Below are 17,719 nucleotides of genomic sequence, written 5' to 3'. Positions count from 1 at the left end.
TGCAGGCCCACGTTTATCATAGGCAAAGTTGGGCCTATTCTACTAGATTTTTTCAATGGGATTCGAATTTTATTGGGTCTTGGTGAAAACGTGGGTTAAATTAAGCGTAAATTGATTAAAAATCGCTAAAATTTATGTGGTGATTGTGTGGCCTAGATCTTTGTTTGCGTTTAGAATAGCAGGTTTATATTCGGCTAGAACAAACAGAATGATGCATATTTGGTTGGGTCAAGAGCAAATCCCAAGCTTTGAAAACGGCTGTGCCTTAACCATTGGTAACTTTGATGGCGTGCATTTAGGCCATCAGCACATCCTCGACAAGCTTAAGCAAGAGGCTCAGCGCTTGGGCGTGCCGGCGGTGTTGTTGACGTTTGAACCGCAACCTAAAGAATACTTTGCCGAGCGCTTTCACACCATGACGGCGCCGCATCGCTTAACCCCGCTGCGGGATAAGTTGAGTATTTTAGGGGCCACAGGCGCCTTAGATCATGTATGGGTGATGCGTTTTACCGCCCAGTTTGCCAGCCTCAGTGCCGAGGCATTTGTGAACGACATTCTGATTAAAGCTTTGAATGTGAAATACTTGCTGATTGGCGATGACTTTCGCTTTGGCAGCAAGCGCAGCGGTGATTTCGCGACGCTACAGCGGCAAACGGCCTTTGTGACCGAGTCTACGCCGACGGTTCTGGTTGAAAATGTTCGTGCATCCAGTACTATGGTTCGAAATGCACTGGCTGAAGGCCAGTTGGCCGAGGCTGCCAAAATCCTGGGTCGGCCGTATCAGCTTTCTGGCCGAGTCATGCATGGCGCTAAGTTAGGGCGTACGCTTAACTGCCCAACCGCAAACATTCATTTACAGCAAAAGAACTATGCCCTGTCGGGCGTGTTTGTGGTGCAGGTTGATGGGCCATTTGGACATAAGGGTGGCGTGGCCAGTTTTGGCATTAACCCGACCGTCACCCACACCACGCATCAGAAATTAGAAGTACATATTTTTGGCCTCGATCATGAGATCTATGGCCAACGGCTGACCGTGACGTTTTTACACAAACTGCGGGACGAGGCCAAGTTTGATGGCCTGGAGGCCTTACAACAACAGATTTACTTAGACATGCAGGATGCACAAGCATACTTGCACAGCTTATAACGAGAGACTAATGACTGACTACCGCACAACCGTAAACTTATTAGATACGCCTTTCCCAATGCGTGGCAACTTGGCCAAGCGTGAAGGCGCTTGGCTGAAAAGCTGGCAAGATCAACAGCGCTATGAAAAATTGCGCCAGATCGGCAAAGGCCGTCCTAAATTTATTTTGCATGATGGCCCTCCTTACGCCAACGGTGACATTCACACCGGCCACGCCGTGAATAAAATTTTAAAAGACATGATTGTGCGCAGTAAAACCCTCTCTGGCTTCGATGCACCCTATGTGCCGGGCTGGGACTGTCATGGTTTACCGATTGAGCTGATGGTAGAAAAAACCCACGGCAAAAACATTCCTGCCGCACAGTTCAGACAGCTATGTCGTGAATACGCTACCGAGCAGATCGAACGTCAAAAACAAGCCTTCATGCGCCTAGGCATGTTGGGCGACTGGGACCATCCCTACCTCACTATGGATTTTGTGACCGAGGCCAACACGGTGCGCACCTTGGGCCAAATTTACGCCCAAGGCTATTTGACTAAGGGTGAAAAACCGGTTCATTACTGTATCGAGTGTGGTTCTGCCTTGGCCGAAGCCGAAGTTGAGTACAAAGATAAAGTCTCGCCGACCATCGACGTAGGCTTTGAATGCGTGGACAACCGCGCCGTATCGGCTGCGTTTGGCGACGCTTACATCTCTGGCAAAGTATTTGCCGTGATCTGGACCACCACGCCTTGGACCTTGCCTGCCAATAAGGCGGTCAGCGTTCATCCTGAAGTTGAGTACCAGCTGATCCAAACGGCTAAAGGTTACGTTATCTTGGCGAAAGACTTGGTTGCAGATGCCTTGGTGCGCTTTGGTTTAGAGGGCAGCCCTGTTGTGGCTGAAGCATTGGGCGAGAAGCTAGAAGGCTTGATGCTACAGCATCCGTTTATGGACAAGCACGTACCGATTATTCTGGGCGACCACGTGACCACCGATGCTGGTACTGGCTTAGTGCACACCGCACCGGCTCACGGCTTGGATGACTATAATGTGTGCCTAAAGTATAAGATTGAGATCGAAAACTTAATTTTGGACGATGGCCGCTTTAAAGCAGACGTACCGTTTGTGGCGGGTAAAACCGTTTGGGATGCCAATCCGATTTTGGTGACGGCGTTAGAGAAATCTGGCCACCTGTTTTCAGGCACTAAATTAGAGCACAGCTACCCCCATTGCTGGCGCCATAAAACCCCGATTATTTTCCGTGCCACGGCGCAGTGGTTTATTGCCATGGATAAAGAAGGGGCTGATGGTCAAACCTTACGTGCTAAAGCGATGAAGGGCGTTGAAGAGACCGATTTTGTCCCTGCTTGGGGCCGTGCGCGTCTTGAGTCTATGGTCAGCGGTCGCCCAGACTGGTGTATTTCACGTCAGCGCAGCTGGGGTACCCCGATGGCGTTCTTCGTGCATAAAGAAACTGGTGAACTGCATCCTCGCTCGCTAGAGCTGATCGAAGAAGTCGCTCTGCGTATGGAGAAGCAAGGCATTGAAGCTTGGTTTAGCCTAGAGGCTGAAGAATTACTGGGCGCGGAAGCCAAAGAATACAAAAAGCTCACCGATACCTTAGACGTGTGGTTTGATTCTGGTTCTACCCATTACTCAGTGTTGCGCCAGCGTCCAGAGTTGACTTGGCCTGCCGACCTTTACTTAGAGGGCAGTGACCAGCACCGCGGTTGGTTCCAATCGTCGATGATGACGGCCTGTGCTACCATGGGTACGCCTCCATATAAACAGCTCTTGACCCACGGTTTTGTGGTGGATGGTCAAGGCCAGAAGATGTCCAAGTCTATCGGTAACGTGATTGCGCCACAAACCATTAGCGATACCTTAGGCGCCGATATTTTACGCCTGTGGACGGCTTCAACCGACTACACCGGTGAAGTGGCCTTGTCTGATGAGATCTTGAAGCGTGTGACCGAGAGCTACCGCCGTTTGCGCAATACGTTACGCTTCCTGTTGGCGAACCTATCTGATTTTGATCCAACTAAGGATCAAGTGGCGGTTGCCGATATGCTGGAACTGGATCGCTACGGCATGGTGTTGGCACAGCAGCTGCAAACTCAGGTGGCCGATCAAGACTATCCTGCTTATGCCTTCCATCACGCCGTGCAAGAGATTTTGCACTTCTGTTCGGAAGAAATGGGCTCGTTCTACTTAGACATTCTAAAAGATCGTCTGTACACCACTCAGGCTAATAGTCTGCCGCGCCGCAGTGCGCAAACCGCGCTATACCACATTACCCGCAGCTTGCTGCTGGTGTTGGGTCCGATTCTGTGCTTTACCGCAGACGAAGCGTGGATGGTGTTGACGGGTGAAGACGAAGACAGCGTGCTCTATCATACTTGGCACGAATTCCCGGCCATGGCTGAAGGCGAGCAGGCCGCCTTGGCGGCGAAATGGCAGATCATTCGTGACGTGCGTGAAGTGGCGAATAAAGAAATCGAAGCCCTACGCGTGAAGAACGAAGTGGGCTCTTCATTGCAGGCTGCCATTGAAATAGCTGCGCCAGAAGACGTGGCGGCACAGCTATTGAGCCTAGGTGATGAGCTACGCTTTGTCTTCTTGGTGTCTCAAGCCACGGTTCGCGTGGCTGAGGCCTTAGAAGTTAAAGCCACCAGCGTGAGCGCCGAAAAATGCGAGCGTTGCTGGCACTACACCGACGATGTCGGCCAACAGCCTGCTCACCCAACCTTGTGCGGTCGCTGTGTGACCAATCTAGATGGTGAGGGCGAGGAAAGACTGCATGCCTAATAGCCAAGCCAAGCCAAGCAATATTAAGTATTTTTTATGGGCGGCTTTGGTGATCGTGCTGGATCAGGTCACCAAGTTGTCGGTTCAGGGCAGCTTTGCCTATTTAGAACGGGTGAACGTCATCCCGAACTTTTTTGACCTAACGCTGATGTATAACCCCGGCGCGGCCTTTAGCTTTTTGGCCGATGCCGGCGGCTGGCAGAAATACTTTTTCTTTGCTTTGGCTGTGGCGGTAAGCGCCTATTTGGCTTACGGTATTGTGAAAAATCAATTCAGTACGCTGGCCAAGTGGGCGGCCGCTTGTATCATGGGCGGAGCTTTAGGTAACGTCATTGATCGTGGTATGCACGGTCATGTGATTGACTTTTTACTGTTTTATTATCAAAACTGGTTTTATCCTGCGTTTAATCTAGCCGACAGCTTTATTTTTATTGGCGCGGCTTTGTTAATCGTGGATACTTTTAAAAGTCAGAAAAAATAATCAATCTTGATGGTAATGACGGCTGGTTGGCTTAGGCTGACCGGCTGTTTATGCTTGCAGATTAAGGATGTGGCAATGGGTAAAGAAATTTTATTGGCCAACCCGCGTGGGTTTTGTGCCGGGGTTGATCGGGCCATTAATATTGTGGAGCGAGCGCTAGAAGAATACGGTGCGCCGATTTATGTACGCCATGAAGTCGTGCACAATAAATTCGTGGTGGATAATTTGCGCGCGAAGGGCGCCATTTTTATTGAAGATTTGGCCGATGTACCGCCCGAGTCGACGTTGATTTACTCCGCTCACGGGGTGTCGGTGGCGGTGCAGGATGAGGCTAAATCGCGTGGGTTCCGTATTTTTGACGCCACCTGCCCCTTGGTGACTAAAGTGCACAATGAAGTCAAGCGGCTGTATGAGCAGGATTACCAAATCATCATGATTGGCCATAAGGGTCACCCTGAAGTAGAAGGCACGATGGGCCAGGTGAAAGACAGTATGCTGCTCGTTGAGGTTGAGGCTGATGTGGCTGGCTTGGACGTACGCAATCCAGATAAACTGGCTTACGTGAGCCAGACCACGCTGTCGGTAGACGAAACCAAAGGCATTATTGAGGCTTTGCGGGTAAGGTTTCCCAACATTCATGGCCCCAAGAAGGATGACATCTGCTATGCCACCCAAAACCGCCAGGATGCAGTGAAAAAGCTGTCTGAAGACTGTGACTTAGTGATTGTGGTGGGCTCACCCAATAGCTCCAACAGCAATCGCCTGCGTGAAGTAGCGACACTGCGCGGCGTAGAGGCTTATATGGTGGATAATGCCACCTACCTACAGCCAGAGTGGTTTGTGGGCAAGCATAAGGTTGGGGTGACGGCCGGTGCATCGGCGCCTGAGGTGTTGGTAGAAGAAGTCATAGCTGCCATCAATCAAATGGGTCATGAGGCTGTGGCTGAGCTAGAGGGCGTGGAAGAAAACATTATTTTTGTGTTGCCAAAAGAGTTGCGCTAGTTAGGCTTGCTTGGCTTGAGGCCTTATTCAGCCTTATTTTTAGCGATTTCTTTAAAAATAAGGCGTCATTAAACGATTGATTTGACGGTTATTTTGAAAATAGTCAAAAAGTTTATCTGAAAAGGCTTGCCAAGACCGGTTAAATTTGGTTTAATGCATACCTCTTCTGATGAAGCAGCACAAGAAGACAAGGCTAGATAGCTCAGTAGGTAGAGCAACGGATTGAAAATCCGTGTGTCCCCAGTTCGATCCTGGGTCTGGCCACCAAATTTTAAAAACCAGCTTTCGAGCTGGTTTTTTTTCGTCTGCGGCTTTTATCGCGGTCTAAATGCTGAATAGATTTGGCCTCAAAAGGCCGTTCTGCTGCTTTGTTGATCTGACTGGCTTGTCGTGGGCCATTATTTGCTAGAATGAAGGTTTAGTCAGTCATTAACGGAGATAGGGTGATGAGGGTGATGAATAGTGGCGCTATAGAAGCCATTCAGACAATTGTAGGACAGCATCAAGCGAGCGGCTTTGATGTCTGGGTGCGTGTTCGTGCTGGGCAGGCGCCGACAGAGACTGATGAGCCTCAATCGGCCGCAGAGGCTTTGCGTGTCGTACAGGTGCTGTCTGATGCAGGCCAGAAGGTGACGTCGGTATTCGCATGGGTGAAGGATGGCGCTGTATTGCAGGAAATGAGCCAGATTTATCCCGTGACCGAAGAGGAAGGACATACAGGTTCATGCTGCGGTGGCTGTGGCGGTTAGCCTGAGGCTTATTCGTGGGTCTGCTTTGAGGATGTAAAGGTCCGTAAAATCTAAGTCTCAGATTTTACGGATTTTTTATGGCTTGCGAATGTTGGTTTGTTATTTTTTATAATAAAAACAAAATGATATGTTTAAAGTGGTTTGATTTTTTTGAATGAATCAGCGGTTTGGTTGCGTGTGCGCAGCAAAATGCGAGTTGAAGTAGGGCTGTAATTAGTATTATTATCTGATATAGTTCTTTATATTTCATTAAAAGTCGCCAAAAGGCGATATCTTTTGTTTTCGTTCATTTTTGTGAGGTGCGTGTTCGCGCGAATCATCAACCTGTCCGTTTGACCATGTAGGATGGCCTGAAACATTGAGGCGGTGGCATGTGGCTCATTAGGGTGAACTCAATCATTCAGGAGCACACATGCACAAGACTCTGGCGTTGTTATGCCTATCGTTGTTGCCGCTTAGTGCCCAAGCCGTTAGCCTCGATGGCACCACATTATCCATGTGGTGGGGGTTGCCGTTTTTGGGTACGATCTTGTCGGTCGCAACCTTCCCTTTATTTGCCCCCAAGTTCTGGCATCGACATTTTGGCAAAGTCACGGCTTTTTGGAGTCTGGCCTTTTTGCTGCCATTGATGAGCGCTTATGGGGCTTATGCCGGGGTTGAGGTAATGAGTCATGCTTTGTTCTCGGAGTATTTGCCGTTCATCTTGCTGTTAGTGGTGCTATACACGGTTTCGGGCGGTATTTTGGTGGCCGGTGATTTTGTTGCTACGCCCAAGTTTAACCTTAGCCTGTTGGCTTTAGGAACGCTCCTGGCTTCTTTTATGGGCACCACGGGCGCTGCCATGCTGTTGATTCGCCCGCTGTTGGCCGCCAACCAAAATCGGCGTCATAAAACCCATGTAGTGATCTTTTTTATCTTTTTAGTGGCCAATATTGGCGGCGGCCTCACGCCGCTGGGTGACCCACCTTTATTCTTGGGCTTTTTGAGCGGCGTTGATTTCTTTTGGACGATGCGTTACATGCTGTGGCCAGTGCTGATGATGTCGAGCATTTTGCTGCTGCTGTTTTATGCTTTGGATACTTATTACTTTCATAAAGAAGGCTTAGAGACTAAGCCGACGAGTAAGCTAAGCTTCGTGTTGTTTGGTAAAGTAAACTTTATTTTATTGTTGGTGGTGATTGCGGCCATTTTGGTGTCGGGTTTTTGGCACCCCAATGTGCACTACGTTATTTTTGGCACCTCAGTACCCATTGAAGGGTTAATCCGAGACGGCGTGTTTGTTTTGGTGACACTGGTCTCCCTCATGATCACGCCCAAGCAGGTGCGTGGCGGCAATGACTTTACCTGGGCACCCATGAAAGAAGTGGCGAAACTCTTCTTGGGGATCTTTATCACCATTACGCCCGTGATCGTGATGTTAAAAGCAGGCTCTGCTGGTGCCTTTAGTGCCATTCATGACCTAGCGCATTATGCCGACGGCTCACCTAATAACGTGATGTATTTTTGGGTCACTACCGCGCTGTCAGCTGGGTTAGATAATGCCCCAACCTATTTGGTGTTCTTTAATATGGCGTCGGGCGATGCCCAACTCTTGATGGGGCCGCTGGCGCAAACGCTGTTAGCGATTTCCATGGGTACGGTGTTTACTGGGCCGCTGACGTATATTGGCAATGCGCCTAACTTTATGGTTAAAACCATGGCTGAAGAGCGCGGTTACGCCATGCCGTCCTTTTTTGGTTATTTCTTGATTGCCTTGGCAGTGTTGCTGCCCTTGTATGGCTTAATGAACTGGGTTTTCCTGCGATAAGGCCTAGGACATTACAATCAAAAACGGTGCCTGTGGGCACCGTTTTGTATGGATAAAACCTAAGTTAATTTAGTATTCGTTTAAGGTTTTGATTGGCCACATGGCTAAAGTCTCACCCATGTCCCAGAACATGTGTTCAAAATAGCTGGTGTACACCACAATGTCTTCTAGCTCTGCCTGTACGCTTGCTGGCATTTCGCCAGCCACTTCATCAATCAAGTCGATGCATTGCTGCGCCAGAGCGGTAAATTCTGGTGAAGAATAGGTCTGCACCCATTGGCCGTAAAATTCATGTGCAGAGGCGCCAGGGATTTGTGCCAAAGCCAAGCCAATATAGTTGTAGCTCCAAGCACAGCACAAAACCGCGGCCAAAGTATAAGGCAGGCCGTTTTGGGCTTTGTTCAGCATATAGCTGGTGTAGGCTACGGTGGTGGCCGCCGGCTGAGTGGCCGCTAGCTTCTGTGCGCTGATGCCGAACTGAGCTGCGTATTGGCGATGTAAATCCATTTCGAAATTCAGCGTGCCGTGTAGCAGATTGGCGAACAGGGTTTTGGTGTCTAAATCGTTGGCCTGAGTGGCGCCCAATGAAAATAATTTTGAATACTCGATAAGGTAGACGTAGTCTTGTTCCAGATAATGTTTGAATTTTTCATGCGCTAAAGTGCCGTCGCCAATGCCTTTAACGAAAGGATGCTCGAGGTAGGCATCCCAGAGCGGCTGGACTTTATTAAAAATGCGTTGACTGAATTTTACGGTCATTTTGAGATTCTCCACAATAATCATTCAAGCGTTGCCGAATGAGAGGGTGTGTTGGATGCCTGTGCTGGCGCGCCATGAAACAGCGTCAGCGTACGCCAAACGGGCGGTGTGTGTGGGGCAAAGTATAAGGTAATCCAGAAAGTAAGCAAGTGATGCCATTGCTTTGATTGGGACTAGGGGGAGTTTGCTTAAAAATTAAGCGGATTTAGAAAACGCCTTGAGAACAAGGCGTTTGTCTGGTTGTGGACAGTTTATCCACAGCTTAATGCACGTTAAACGGGGGTAGTTAGGTTTTTATTCGTTATGAGGCTATAGCGGTGCTTATGGCATCGTGACAAACAGAATAATGACGGATTTGCCTAAAAAATAAGCAGGTTGAAATAGCGATGTTAAATCAATCAGCTAGATGGCTTATGCACAGCTTATCCTTGTGGCTATCCTCACGGATTGTGCATGGTGTTCAGCGTATCTAATAGCCAGCCGATGGCAAAGTCGACGGCCTGCGCCCGAATTTGGGTGCGGGTGCCGCTGAATACATGGGTGCGGGCTTGCGAGGGAAGGGTTTGGTGTGCGGGGCAGGCTTGAGCCAGGCCAAACCATACCGTGCCAACAGGTTTGGCTTCACTGCCGCCGCCAGGGCCAGCAATGCCGGAAACGCTGAGGGCGAAATCGGCCTGAGCAGCGGCCAGCGCCCCAGTTGCCATTTCCATGACCGTGGCGGCGCTGACTGCGCCGTGATCGCGTAGCGTGTCGGAGCTGACGCCTAAAAGCTGCTGCTTGGCCTCATTGCTGTAAGTGGTGAAGCCCATATTGAACCAGGCAGAGCTGCCAGCGTAGTCGGTTAGGGCCGCAGCAAGCAGGCCGCCGGTGCACGATTCGGCGCAGGTCACGGTGTAATGATGCTGGCGGAGCTGTTCAGTTAAAAGGAGGAGAACGTCATGCTTCATGATGAGTACGCCTAAAGTAATCGATTAAACCATTGGTAGAGCCGTCATAGGCAGTGGCCTCGGCGTTGCTTAAGGTTGGCTCAATGCTGTTGGCCAATACCTTGCCGTATTCGACGCCCCATTGGTCAAAAGAATTAATCCCCCAGATCACGCCTTGCACAAATACTTTGTGTTCATATAGGGCTAAGAGCTGGCCCATGCTAAAGGGCGTGAGCTTATCTATGAGTAGGGTGTTTGATGGCTGGTTGCCGGGGAAGAATTTTTGCGGTGCCAGCTGGTCTTGTTCGATGCCCGAAAGGTGTTGTAGCTCTTGGTACACTTCCGCTTCATTTTTACCCTGCATTAACGCTCGGGTTTGGGCGAAAGCGTTGGCCACCAGCATCTTGTGATGGCGTTTGCCGGCATAGTGGCTGTTCATCGGGATGATGAAATCACTGGGCACGAGGCGTGAGCCTTGGTGTAAAAGCTGGAAGAAGGCGTGTTGGCAGTTCACCCCTTCCTCGCCCCAAATAATAGGGCCAGTGTCAAAGTCGAGGCGCTCGCCCATGCGGCCGGTTTGTTTGCCATTGCTTTCCATGTCTAGCTGCTGAATGTGAGCAGGCAGGCGTTTTAGGCAATGGTCGTAGGGAATGATGGCGTGGCTATGAGCGCCATAAAAGGTGTTATACCACAGGCCGATGAGCCCCATGAGTACCGGCATATTGTGGCGTAGGGGGGCGTTAAAGAAATGCTCGTCCATGGCGCGCCCGCCCGCTAAAAAGTCTAGAAAGTTGGCTTGGCCAATGGCGCACATGATGGGTAGGCCAATGGTCGACCATGACGAATAGCGCCCACCCACCCAGTCAAACATGGCAAACACATGCTCGGGCACGATGCCAAAGGCTTGGGCGGCTTCTATATTATTAGAAACGGCGACAAAGTGTTGGGCCATGGCTGCCTGATGACCGCCGTTGGCCAAGAACCACGTCTTGGCTGCTTCGGCATTGAGTAAAGTTTCGGGCGTGGTGAACGATTTGCTAGCGATGATGAAGAGGGTGGTCTCGGGGTTAAAGCCGGCCACGGTTTGCATTAAGTCCGCAGCGTCCACGTTGGCCACAAAGTGCACGCCCAGGCCCACTTGCTGATACGGCTTTAGGGCTTGGGTCACCATATAGGGGCCGAGGTCAGAGCCACCAATGCCGATGTTGACGACTTCTTTGATGGCTTTGCCGGTGAAGCCTTGATGATCGCCAGAGCGAATGCGTTCAGCGAAGGCCAACGCTTGCTGTAAGGCGGCATGTACCTTCGGCACCACGTTGATGCCGTCTACTGCTATGTGGGCATCGGCCTCGGCGCGTAAAGCCGTGTGTAAAACAGCCCGATTTTCGCTCAGGTTGATCTTGTCACCGCTACGCATACGCTGCATCCACTCGCCTAAATCAGCCTCTTTGGCCAGAGCCACCAATAGGCCCAGCGTGTGTTCAGTCAGCCGATTTTTACTGTAGTCGAGCAGTAGGCCGTCAAGCGCTAGGTGCATGTGGGCAAAGCGCTGAGGGTCTTGTTCGAATAAGTCACGCATGTGGACGTAGCGCGTGGCGCGCTGGTGCTGGTGTAGCTGGGCCCAAATGGCGGAGTGATTAATGGGGTCGAATTGCATACGGTTCACTTTTTAACGAGCGGTTCGAAAATCAAATAGTGCTTAATCTAGCTTTAAGAAATGATCGCGATAGTATTTCATTTCTTCGATTGATTCTAAAATATCATCTAAGGCCTGATGGGCGCCACGCTTGATCACGCCTTTAGCGATTTCTGGGCGCCAGCGACGGGCCAGCTCTTTTAAAGTAGAAACATCGAGGTTGCGGTAGTGAAAGTAGGCTTCTAAGGTAGGCATAGAGCGCGCCATAAAGCGGCGGTCTTGATGAATGGTGTTGCCGCACATAGGCGTGGTTTTTTCTGGCACCCATGTTTGCATAAAGGCCAGAAGGGCGGCTTCTACGTCGGCTTCGTTCAGCGTTGAGGCTTTGACACGCTCGGTTAGGCCGGTGCGGCCATGGGTGCTGGTGTTCCATTCGTCCATACCATTTAATACATCATCGCTTTGGTGGATGGCGTACACCTCAGATTGTGCGAGGGTGTTTAGGTTTTGATCGGTGACGATCATGGCGACTTCAATGATTTTGTCGCTGTCCGGATTTAGGCCAGTCATTTCCATGTCTAGCCAAACTAAATTATTTTTGTCTTGCATTGTCTTGGTCACCCATTCAAAATAGTCTGCTAAAGCAGGCTTGAGGCCTGCTGTTTTATATTAAAAAGTAGGAATGATGCACTATGTCTTTCATGCAGCAAGAAACGGTTCAAGCCCTATTTATGGCGTTTTTCATTTTGAGTACTGCACTCAAGGTGTTTTTGTCTGTGCGCCAAAGCCGTCATGTATTAAAGCATGATCAACAGGTGCCGCGTCGATTTCAACAGGCTATTAGCCTAAGCGAGCATCAAGCTGCTGCTGATTATACGCTGGCAAAGCAGCGCTTGGCACGCTATCAGATTATTTTCGATGGCTTTGTCCTATTGTTACTGACCTTGGGCGGCGGCTTTAACTGGCTGGCCGTTTTGAGTATGGCCGTCAGCGACGGCCCCTTAACCCAAGGCTTGCTGCTGATCTGTGCCTATATATTGGTTAGCTTTGTTTTAAGCTGGCCTTTAATATATTACCGCCAATTTAAATTAGAAAGTGATTTTGGCTTTAACCAGAGCAGCCTTGGGTTGTTTATTGCCGATCAGTTTAAGGGTTTAGCCTTTCTGGCGGTGATTGGCCTGCCGTTTGTGTGGTTGGTCTTATGGTTTATGGGTGTGGCCGGCGGCCTGTGGTGGCTGTGGGCGTGGGCAGCGACGGTTGGCTTCACCTTATTCATTCAATGGTTTTTCCCCACCGTGATCGCACCACGGTTTAATCGCTTTGAACCCTTGCCCGAAGGCGAGCTGAAAACAGCGGTATTAGACTTGCTGGATCAAACGGGTTTTGACAGCCAAGGCCTGTACGTTATGGATGGGTCTAAGCGCTCTAGCCACGGCAATGCTTATTTTTCAGGCATGGGTAAGCATAAGCGAATTGTGTTGTTTGATACCTTAATTAACCAGCTCAGCACCGACGAGATTGTGGCGGTCTTGGCCCACGAATTAGGTCACTTTAAGAAAAAGCACGTTCAAAAAGGCATGGTTCGGCGTATGGGCTTTACCCTGATCGCCTTAGGCCTCTTGCATGCAGTGATGCAGCAAAGCGGCTTTTATGCTGGTTTAGGCGTGGAGGTTAACTTTGCGTCACACGCGATGGCATTGCTGTTGTTTACGCTGGTGTTGCCGTTGTTTACCTTTGTGTTCAGCCCGATCGGCTTTATGTTTTCACGACGTGATGAGTATGAGGCAGATGCATTTGCCTGTGCCCATAGTCAGCCTGAGCATTTGATCAGCGCTTTGGTCACCTTATATAAGCGTAATGCCAGTACCCTAACCCCCGACCCCTTATACGCTTGGTTTTATGATAGCCATCCCCGAGCCGAACTCAGAATCAAGGCCATTGAAGCATTGGCGACCGAAAAGGAACAACATCATGCGTGATGCACAAATCATCAAAAGTTATGGCCGCCGCTACGTAGTGAGGCTGCCGGATGAAACCCTCATCGACGCCACTACCCGCGGTAAGCGGGTGGACTATGCCTGCGGTGATTTTGTGGACATCACCCTGATTAACGATCATCAAGCGGTGATTGAAGGCTATCAGCCGCGTCAAAGTTTGCTGTATCGGCAAGATGCGTTTCGTACCAAAGTGATCGCCGCCAACGTCACGCAGCTGATCGTGGTGTTGGCCGCCGTACCCACGCCGAGCGAAACATTGTTGCAGCGCGCGCTATTGGCTGGTGAGGCCGCACACATTAAAGTAGTCATCTTATTGAATAAGGCCGACTTGCCTGAAACAGACGCTTGGCGCACTAGGCTTGGTTTTTATGAGGCCCTAGGTTATCCGGTGTTTGTACTGAGCGCTTTAGACGATGTGGAGCCGCTGCGGCCGCTATTGGCGGGTGAGACCAATATTTTCTTGGGTCAATCGGGTATGGGGAAGTCCACCTTAACCAATGCCTTGTTAAAAGAAGACATGGCCAGAGTGGGGGATATTTCCGCGGCTTTGGATTCGGGTAAGCACACGACGACTCACGCCGAGCTTTTTGAGCTAGCAGAAGATACTTATTTAATAGATTCGCCTGGGCTGCAAGAATTTGGACTACACCATTTAGAGGCCACTCAGCTGATTCACTATTTCCCAGACATGGCGCCCTACGTTGGCCAATGCCGATTCCATAACTGTAGCCACAGGCAAGAGCCTGGCTGCGCCATCAAAGCCGCTGTCGAGGCCGACAAGGTTAAACCCGCGCGCTTATTGTTCTTGCAGCGCGTCACCAGCGAGCTCCTTAAAGACGGTCGTTGATTTGTCTTTAGCCTGAAACCCTACCCCCATTGAGCTTAGCCTATGGGGGTAATTTTTTTTAAGGCTGGCTGTGGCTGAGTACCGCGCAGTACGCGCGGGAGATTAGGCGTTTGGGCGTTGACGTTGATGTCATCTTTAATGCGCTGAAACAGAACTGGGCCGATGCCTTTAACCTTCTGAATGTCTTCAATGCGTGTAAAGGCGCCGTACTGTAGTCGGTGCGCCACAATGGCCTGTGCCTTAGCTGGGCCTATGCCGCTGAGGCTGCTTAATTCCGTTTCGCTGGCGAGGTTGATGTTGACGTTGGCCCAAAGCGGGAGGCTGAATAAAAGATAGAAGAGGAGTGAGCGGCGTAATAAGGCGTCAAACATGATGGTCATCCTGTCGCTGAGCGTCGTTTATGTTAAAAGATTGGTCAGGATTAAGCCATTAAAATGCCATTGTAATTTTTGTTTGAGCGTTGGGCAAGCAGCGCCGTGGTAAAGTGGTCACAGTCAGTAAAAGTGTGGTTTTTGTTGTATGCATAAACATGAAAGATGGGCAAAATCCACCTTGAAGACGTGAATGTGTTGCCAAATATGCAACACTTTTGCAAAAACGGCTAAAAGTGTGTGTTTTTTGCCACTAAATTTAACTTATTGATTTTGTTGTGTTATAATTCGTTTTGTGTGGGATTTGTTGTATTTCTCGCAAAGTCTTGGCCACTTGATGTGATTAGGTTTTGTATTTTTACAACGAACGATTTATATTTAACTACAGCAATCGCTGGTTATCAGCGGTTAACCATTAAGACTTACAGGTTGGTTTGACTAACCCAAAGTTTATTTTGACTGACTAAAAAGGAATACAGCGATGAAAAAAACTCTGATCGCTTTAGCATTGGTATCACTACCAGTAGCTGCTATGGCAGACGTTACCCTATACGGCCAATTAAAAGGCGGTGTAGACTTCAAACAAACTAAAGTTGCTAGCAACAAAGAAGGTACTACTACCAACGTTGGCGACTACGGTTCACGCATTGGTTTCAAAGGTTTTGAAGACCTAGGCAATGGCTTGAAAGCTATTTGGCAAGTAGAACAGTCAGTATCTTTGGCTGGTAGCACTGGCACTAAAGGTTGGTCTAACCGCGAAACTTTCGTTGGTTTAGAAGGTGGCTTCGGTAAAGTTCGTGTTGGTAACTTAGACAACTTTGCTAAGAGCGACATGGAAACTACTGACCAGTGGGAATACAGCGACAACTCTCCTGCTCTAGGTCTAGCTTTGTTTAACAACAACAATAACCGCTACGGTCAATCTATCCGTTACGATTCTCCAGAATTTGCTGGTTTCTACGGTTCATTGCAATACACTAACTCAGACGACCGCGCTAATGTTGATGGTCATAAAACCCCTGAAAACGGTGGCATGAACGTTGCTAAACAAAAAGATGCAGCAGTATACGGCGTTGGTCTAGGCTACAACTACGGTCCTTACTTTGCTAAATACGCATTCTCTTTGGATAAAGCTGGTTACATCCAAAACGGTGATCGTAAAGACACTCAAATTCACCGTGTAGAGGGTGGTTACGATGCTAACAACCTATTGGTAGCTGTTGGCTACGAATACGGTAAAGGCGTTCAATCTTTCCGCGATGCTTTCTTGGAAGAAGTTGATGTTGATGCTCCTGCAACTGTAAACGGTGGCGAAGCTGTTAAATCTCACCAAGTTGCGGTTACTGGTGCCTACACTATGGGTAACCTAACTCCTAAAATGTCTTACGCTCACGGCTTTAAAGAGAAAAAAGCTGCTGATAGCGTGAAAAACGACAACAGCAAATACGACCAAGTTATCATCGGTGCTGACTACGCTCTAAGCAAACGCACTACCGCTTTGGTATCTGCTGGCTGGTTGCGTATCGGTAAAGGCGAAGGCAAAATCGAACAAACTGCTGGTTCTGTTGGCCTACGTCACAAATTCTAATCTAGTTATCTAGAATAGTCTTATAAAAAGCCGGCTTTTGCCGGCTTTTTTGTGCCCGTGATTTTAAATAGCCCCTATAAAATTAGGCGGCTATTTTTTTATTTAGAGCGTTTCAAGGTTTATTTAGGGTTTAAAAAGCCAAACCCGCATTTTGTTTTGTATGTCAATAAGTATTTTGTATATAAAATAATATTGAGTTTTTTTCATTATTTTAGAATATTTTTTAAAATGGGCTTGCCGAGGTGTTTTACTGTTTGCTCAGGCCTTCCTCTGGCGTCATTGGCCGTATGTGCCTAATTGGGCGCCATTAACTGAGGGTGCTTTAAGTCTTGATCAATGAAAAAAATCTTAAATCTGTGTCTTTTGGGTGAAATGATCAGTAAATTCAAAGGGGTGTGTTTGATTTTTTAATCTAAGGCCATTAAATTCATCGCTCGGCTGGTCGCGAAGCTGGCGCTTGGCCGAGTCAATTCACTGCTGGATACGCGTGAATCATGAGTTTAAAGATTATTCTAAATTGAAGACATGGAGGAATACCTAATGAAGAAGCTATTGTGTTGTGCCTTATTGGCCGTGCCCACAGCAGCCATGGCCGATGTAACGATGTATGGTTTGCTTAAGGGCGGTCTTGACTATAAAAAAACCAAGCGTAACGGTGAGCAAAATGGGTCGACGACGAATGTGCGCGACTATATTTCGCGCATTGGCTTTAGGGGAGAGGAAAACTTAGGCAATGGCCTGAAGGCGATTTGGCAAGTAGAGCAAAGCGTGTCATTGACAGGCAACACCAATACCGGTTGGTCTAACCGTGAAACATTCATTGGCCTAAAAGGTGATTTGGGTACCGTACGCATGGGTACGCTACGCAGCTACTTCGACAGCGATATGCGTAACAGTGACCCTCGTGATTATGACAGCGTTGGCGATTGGGCAGGCGGCCTTAAAATGTATAATCGGCACACCATTCGCTTTGGTTCATCCATCCGCTATGACTCGCCCAAGATTTCAGGGTTTGAGGGCTCATTGCAGTATGTGGCCTCCGACAGTGAGAATAATGAGACGGCTGGCCATAATGAAGTAGGCAATCGCGATAAGGCTAAATACGTTTTGGGCTTGAAGTACACCCATGCTGCACTATATGCGAAATATGCGCTGATTTATGACAATAATGGCTATCAAGATGGAGACCAGGTTAAGGCCGCACAAATTCACCGTATCGAAACTGGTTATCACGATGGTACGGCCTTCTTGGGCCTTGGCTATGAGTATGGCAAGGGCGTGGCATCATACGGTGACGACACCCAGTTTGCCGATAAGAAATGGACGGGAGAGCGGGCAGTCACGTCGCATCAGGTGGTGCTGACCGGGGCGTATAAAATGGGCCAATTCACCCCGACGCTCAGCTATGCGCACGGGTTTAAAGAAAAACACACCGGAACGGGCGAGAAGCTTAACGACAGCCAATATGATCAAGTGGTGGTGAGCGGTACCTACGATTTATCTAAGCGTACCGCCGCGCTGATGAGTGCTGGCTGGATTAAGTTTGGTGAGCGCGATGATCGAACCCAGCAAACCGCGTTGACCTTGGGTATGCGCCATTTGTTCTAAGCTTTACTAC

At 49.1% G+C, this 17,719-nt stretch carries 15 protein-coding genes and 1 tRNA gene; 11 read left to right on the top strand and 5 right to left on the bottom strand.

Annotation, left to right across the window (positions count from 1 at the left end; all coding sequences use genetic code 11):
• Positions 1–211: 211 nt before the first annotated feature.
• The 7 genes from ribF to AB8Q18_12270 all read left to right on the top strand — a co-directional run bounded on the left by ribF (position 212) and on the right by AB8Q18_12270 (position 7,977).
• Entirely contained in the window at positions 212–1,147 is a 936-nt protein-coding gene (gene ribF, locus AB8Q18_12300) for a bifunctional riboflavin kinase/FAD synthetase (protein ID XDZ52933.1), read from the top strand.
• 10 nt (positions 1,148–1,157) lie between these two features.
• Complete coding sequence (ileS, locus tag AB8Q18_12295) at positions 1,158–3,938, top strand: isoleucine--tRNA ligase (protein ID XDZ50951.1); 2,781 nt, start codon at positions 1,158–1,160, stop codon at positions 3,936–3,938.
• On the top strand, positions 3,931–4,419 hold the full coding sequence (lspA, locus tag AB8Q18_12290; protein XDZ50950.1) for a signal peptidase II: 489 nt from the start codon (positions 3,931–3,933) through the stop codon (positions 4,417–4,419). The genes ileS and lspA overlap by 8 nt, the downstream gene beginning before the upstream one ends.
• 75 nt (positions 4,420–4,494) lie before the next feature.
• Positions 4,495–5,421 (top strand): 4-hydroxy-3-methylbut-2-enyl diphosphate reductase, encoded by a 927-nt coding sequence (ispH, locus tag AB8Q18_12285; protein XDZ50949.1) that lies wholly within the window; start codon positions 4,495–4,497, stop codon positions 5,419–5,421.
• A gap of 191 nt (positions 5,422–5,612) precedes the next feature.
• Positions 5,613–5,688: transfer RNA gene (locus tag AB8Q18_12280), tRNA-Phe, on the top strand.
• 188 nt (positions 5,689–5,876) lie between these two features.
• Positions 5,877–6,170 carry a hypothetical protein gene (locus tag AB8Q18_12275; protein XDZ50948.1) on the top strand — a complete coding sequence of 98 codons (294 nt, stop codon included), beginning with the start codon at positions 5,877–5,879 and terminating at the stop codon, positions 6,168–6,170.
• Positions 6,171–6,582: 412 nt separating this feature from the next.
• Positions 6,583–7,977, top strand: a complete 1,395-nt coding sequence (locus AB8Q18_12270; GenBank protein ID XDZ50947.1) for a sodium:proton antiporter — start codon at positions 6,583–6,585, stop codon at positions 7,975–7,977.
• Between the two features lie 69 nt (positions 7,978–8,046).
• Here AB8Q18_12270 and tenA read toward each other — a convergent pair whose 3' ends face one another.
• The 4 genes from tenA to orn form a co-directional block, all read right to left on the bottom strand.
• Positions 8,047–8,736 carry a thiaminase II gene (tenA, locus tag AB8Q18_12265; GenBank protein ID XDZ50946.1) on the bottom strand — a complete coding sequence of 230 codons (690 nt, stop codon included), beginning with the start codon at positions 8,734–8,736 and terminating at the stop codon, positions 8,047–8,049.
• 440 nt (positions 8,737–9,176) lie between these two features.
• A complete protein-coding gene (locus tag AB8Q18_12260) occupies positions 9,177–9,683 on the bottom strand; it encodes a CinA family protein (GenBank protein ID XDZ50945.1) in 507 nt (168 codons plus the stop codon).
• Complete coding sequence (pgi, locus tag AB8Q18_12255; protein XDZ50944.1) at positions 9,673–11,319, bottom strand: glucose-6-phosphate isomerase; 1,647 nt, start codon at positions 11,317–11,319, stop codon at positions 9,673–9,675. Before pgi ends, AB8Q18_12260 begins: the two co-directional genes overlap by 11 nt.
• A 42-nt stretch (positions 11,320–11,361) precedes the next feature.
• Positions 11,362–11,907, bottom strand: a complete 546-nt coding sequence (gene orn, locus AB8Q18_12250; GenBank protein XDZ50943.1) for an oligoribonuclease — start codon at positions 11,905–11,907, stop codon at positions 11,362–11,364.
• 83 nt (positions 11,908–11,990) lie between these two features.
• On the opposite strand from orn, the gene AB8Q18_12245 reads away from it, so the two are divergent.
• Both AB8Q18_12245 and rsgA read left to right on the top strand, forming a co-directional pair.
• A complete protein-coding gene (locus AB8Q18_12245; GenBank protein ID XDZ50942.1) occupies positions 11,991–13,277 on the top strand; it encodes a M48 family metallopeptidase in 1,287 nt (428 codons plus the stop codon).
• A complete protein-coding gene (rsgA, locus tag AB8Q18_12240) occupies positions 13,270–14,142 on the top strand; it encodes a ribosome small subunit-dependent GTPase A (GenBank protein ID XDZ50941.1) in 873 nt (290 codons plus the stop codon). The genes AB8Q18_12245 and rsgA overlap by 8 nt, the downstream gene beginning before the upstream one ends.
• Positions 14,143–14,177: 35 nt before the next feature.
• Here rsgA and AB8Q18_12235 read toward each other — a convergent pair whose 3' ends face one another.
• Positions 14,178–14,513 carry a ComEA family DNA-binding protein gene (locus AB8Q18_12235; GenBank protein ID XDZ50940.1) on the bottom strand — a complete coding sequence of 112 codons (336 nt, stop codon included), beginning with the start codon at positions 14,511–14,513 and terminating at the stop codon, positions 14,178–14,180.
• A 481-nt stretch (positions 14,514–14,994) separates the two neighbouring features.
• Here AB8Q18_12235 and AB8Q18_12230 point away from each other — a divergent pair, with 481 nt between their 5' ends.
• Both AB8Q18_12230 and AB8Q18_12225 read left to right on the top strand, forming a co-directional pair.
• Complete coding sequence (locus tag AB8Q18_12230) at positions 14,995–16,101, top strand: porin (protein ID XDZ50939.1); 1,107 nt, start codon at positions 14,995–14,997, stop codon at positions 16,099–16,101.
• 540 nt (positions 16,102–16,641) lie between these two features.
• On the top strand, positions 16,642–17,709 hold the full coding sequence (locus AB8Q18_12225) for a porin (GenBank protein ID XDZ50938.1): 1,068 nt from the start codon (positions 16,642–16,644) through the stop codon (positions 17,707–17,709).
• Positions 17,710–17,719 lie beyond the last annotated feature (10 nt).

The sequence above is a fragment of the Neisseriaceae bacterium CLB008 genome, from assembly GCA_041228285.1.
Taxonomy (GTDB): Bacteria; Pseudomonadota; Gammaproteobacteria; order Burkholderiales; family Neisseriaceae; genus JAGNPU01.
This window is presented reverse-complemented; position numbering and strand designations above follow the sequence as displayed.

Bases quoted from the DNA above. Each gene is read 5' to 3' on its own strand.
- ribF (XDZ52933.1), top strand. From the start codon at position 212: ATGCATATTTGGTTGGGTCAAGAGCAAATCCCAAGCTTTGAAAACGGC.
- ileS (XDZ50951.1), top strand. From the start codon at position 1,158: ATGACTGACTACCGCACAACCGTAAACTTATTAGATACGCCTTTCCCA.
- lspA (XDZ50950.1), top strand. From the start codon at position 3,931: ATGCCTAATAGCCAAGCCAAGCCAAGCAATATTAAGTATTTTTTATGG.
- ispH (XDZ50949.1), top strand. From the start codon at position 4,495: ATGGGTAAAGAAATTTTATTGGCCAACCCGCGTGGGTTTTGTGCCGGG.
- AB8Q18_12275 (XDZ50948.1), top strand. From the start codon at position 5,877: ATGAATAGTGGCGCTATAGAAGCCATTCAGACAATTGTAGGACAGCAT.
- AB8Q18_12270 (XDZ50947.1), top strand. From the start codon at position 6,583: ATGCACAAGACTCTGGCGTTGTTATGCCTATCGTTGTTGCCGCTTAGT.
- tenA (XDZ50946.1), bottom strand. From the start codon at position 8,736: ATGACCGTAAAATTCAGTCAACGCATTTTTAATAAAGTCCAGCCGCTC.
- AB8Q18_12260 (XDZ50945.1), bottom strand. From the start codon at position 9,683: ATGAAGCATGACGTTCTCCTCCTTTTAACTGAACAGCTCCGCCAGCAT.
- pgi (XDZ50944.1), bottom strand. From the start codon at position 11,319: ATGCAATTCGACCCCATTAATCACTCCGCCATTTGGGCCCAGCTACAC.
- orn (XDZ50943.1), bottom strand. From the start codon at position 11,907: ATGCAAGACAAAAATAATTTAGTTTGGCTAGACATGGAAATGACTGGC.
- AB8Q18_12245 (XDZ50942.1), top strand. From the start codon at position 11,991: ATGTCTTTCATGCAGCAAGAAACGGTTCAAGCCCTATTTATGGCGTTT.
- rsgA (XDZ50941.1), top strand. From the start codon at position 13,270: ATGCGTGATGCACAAATCATCAAAAGTTATGGCCGCCGCTACGTAGTG.
- AB8Q18_12235 (XDZ50940.1), bottom strand. From the start codon at position 14,513: ATGTTTGACGCCTTATTACGCCGCTCACTCCTCTTCTATCTTTTATTC.
- AB8Q18_12230 (XDZ50939.1), top strand. From the start codon at position 14,995: ATGAAAAAAACTCTGATCGCTTTAGCATTGGTATCACTACCAGTAGCT.
- AB8Q18_12225 (XDZ50938.1), top strand. From the start codon at position 16,642: ATGAAGAAGCTATTGTGTTGTGCCTTATTGGCCGTGCCCACAGCAGCC.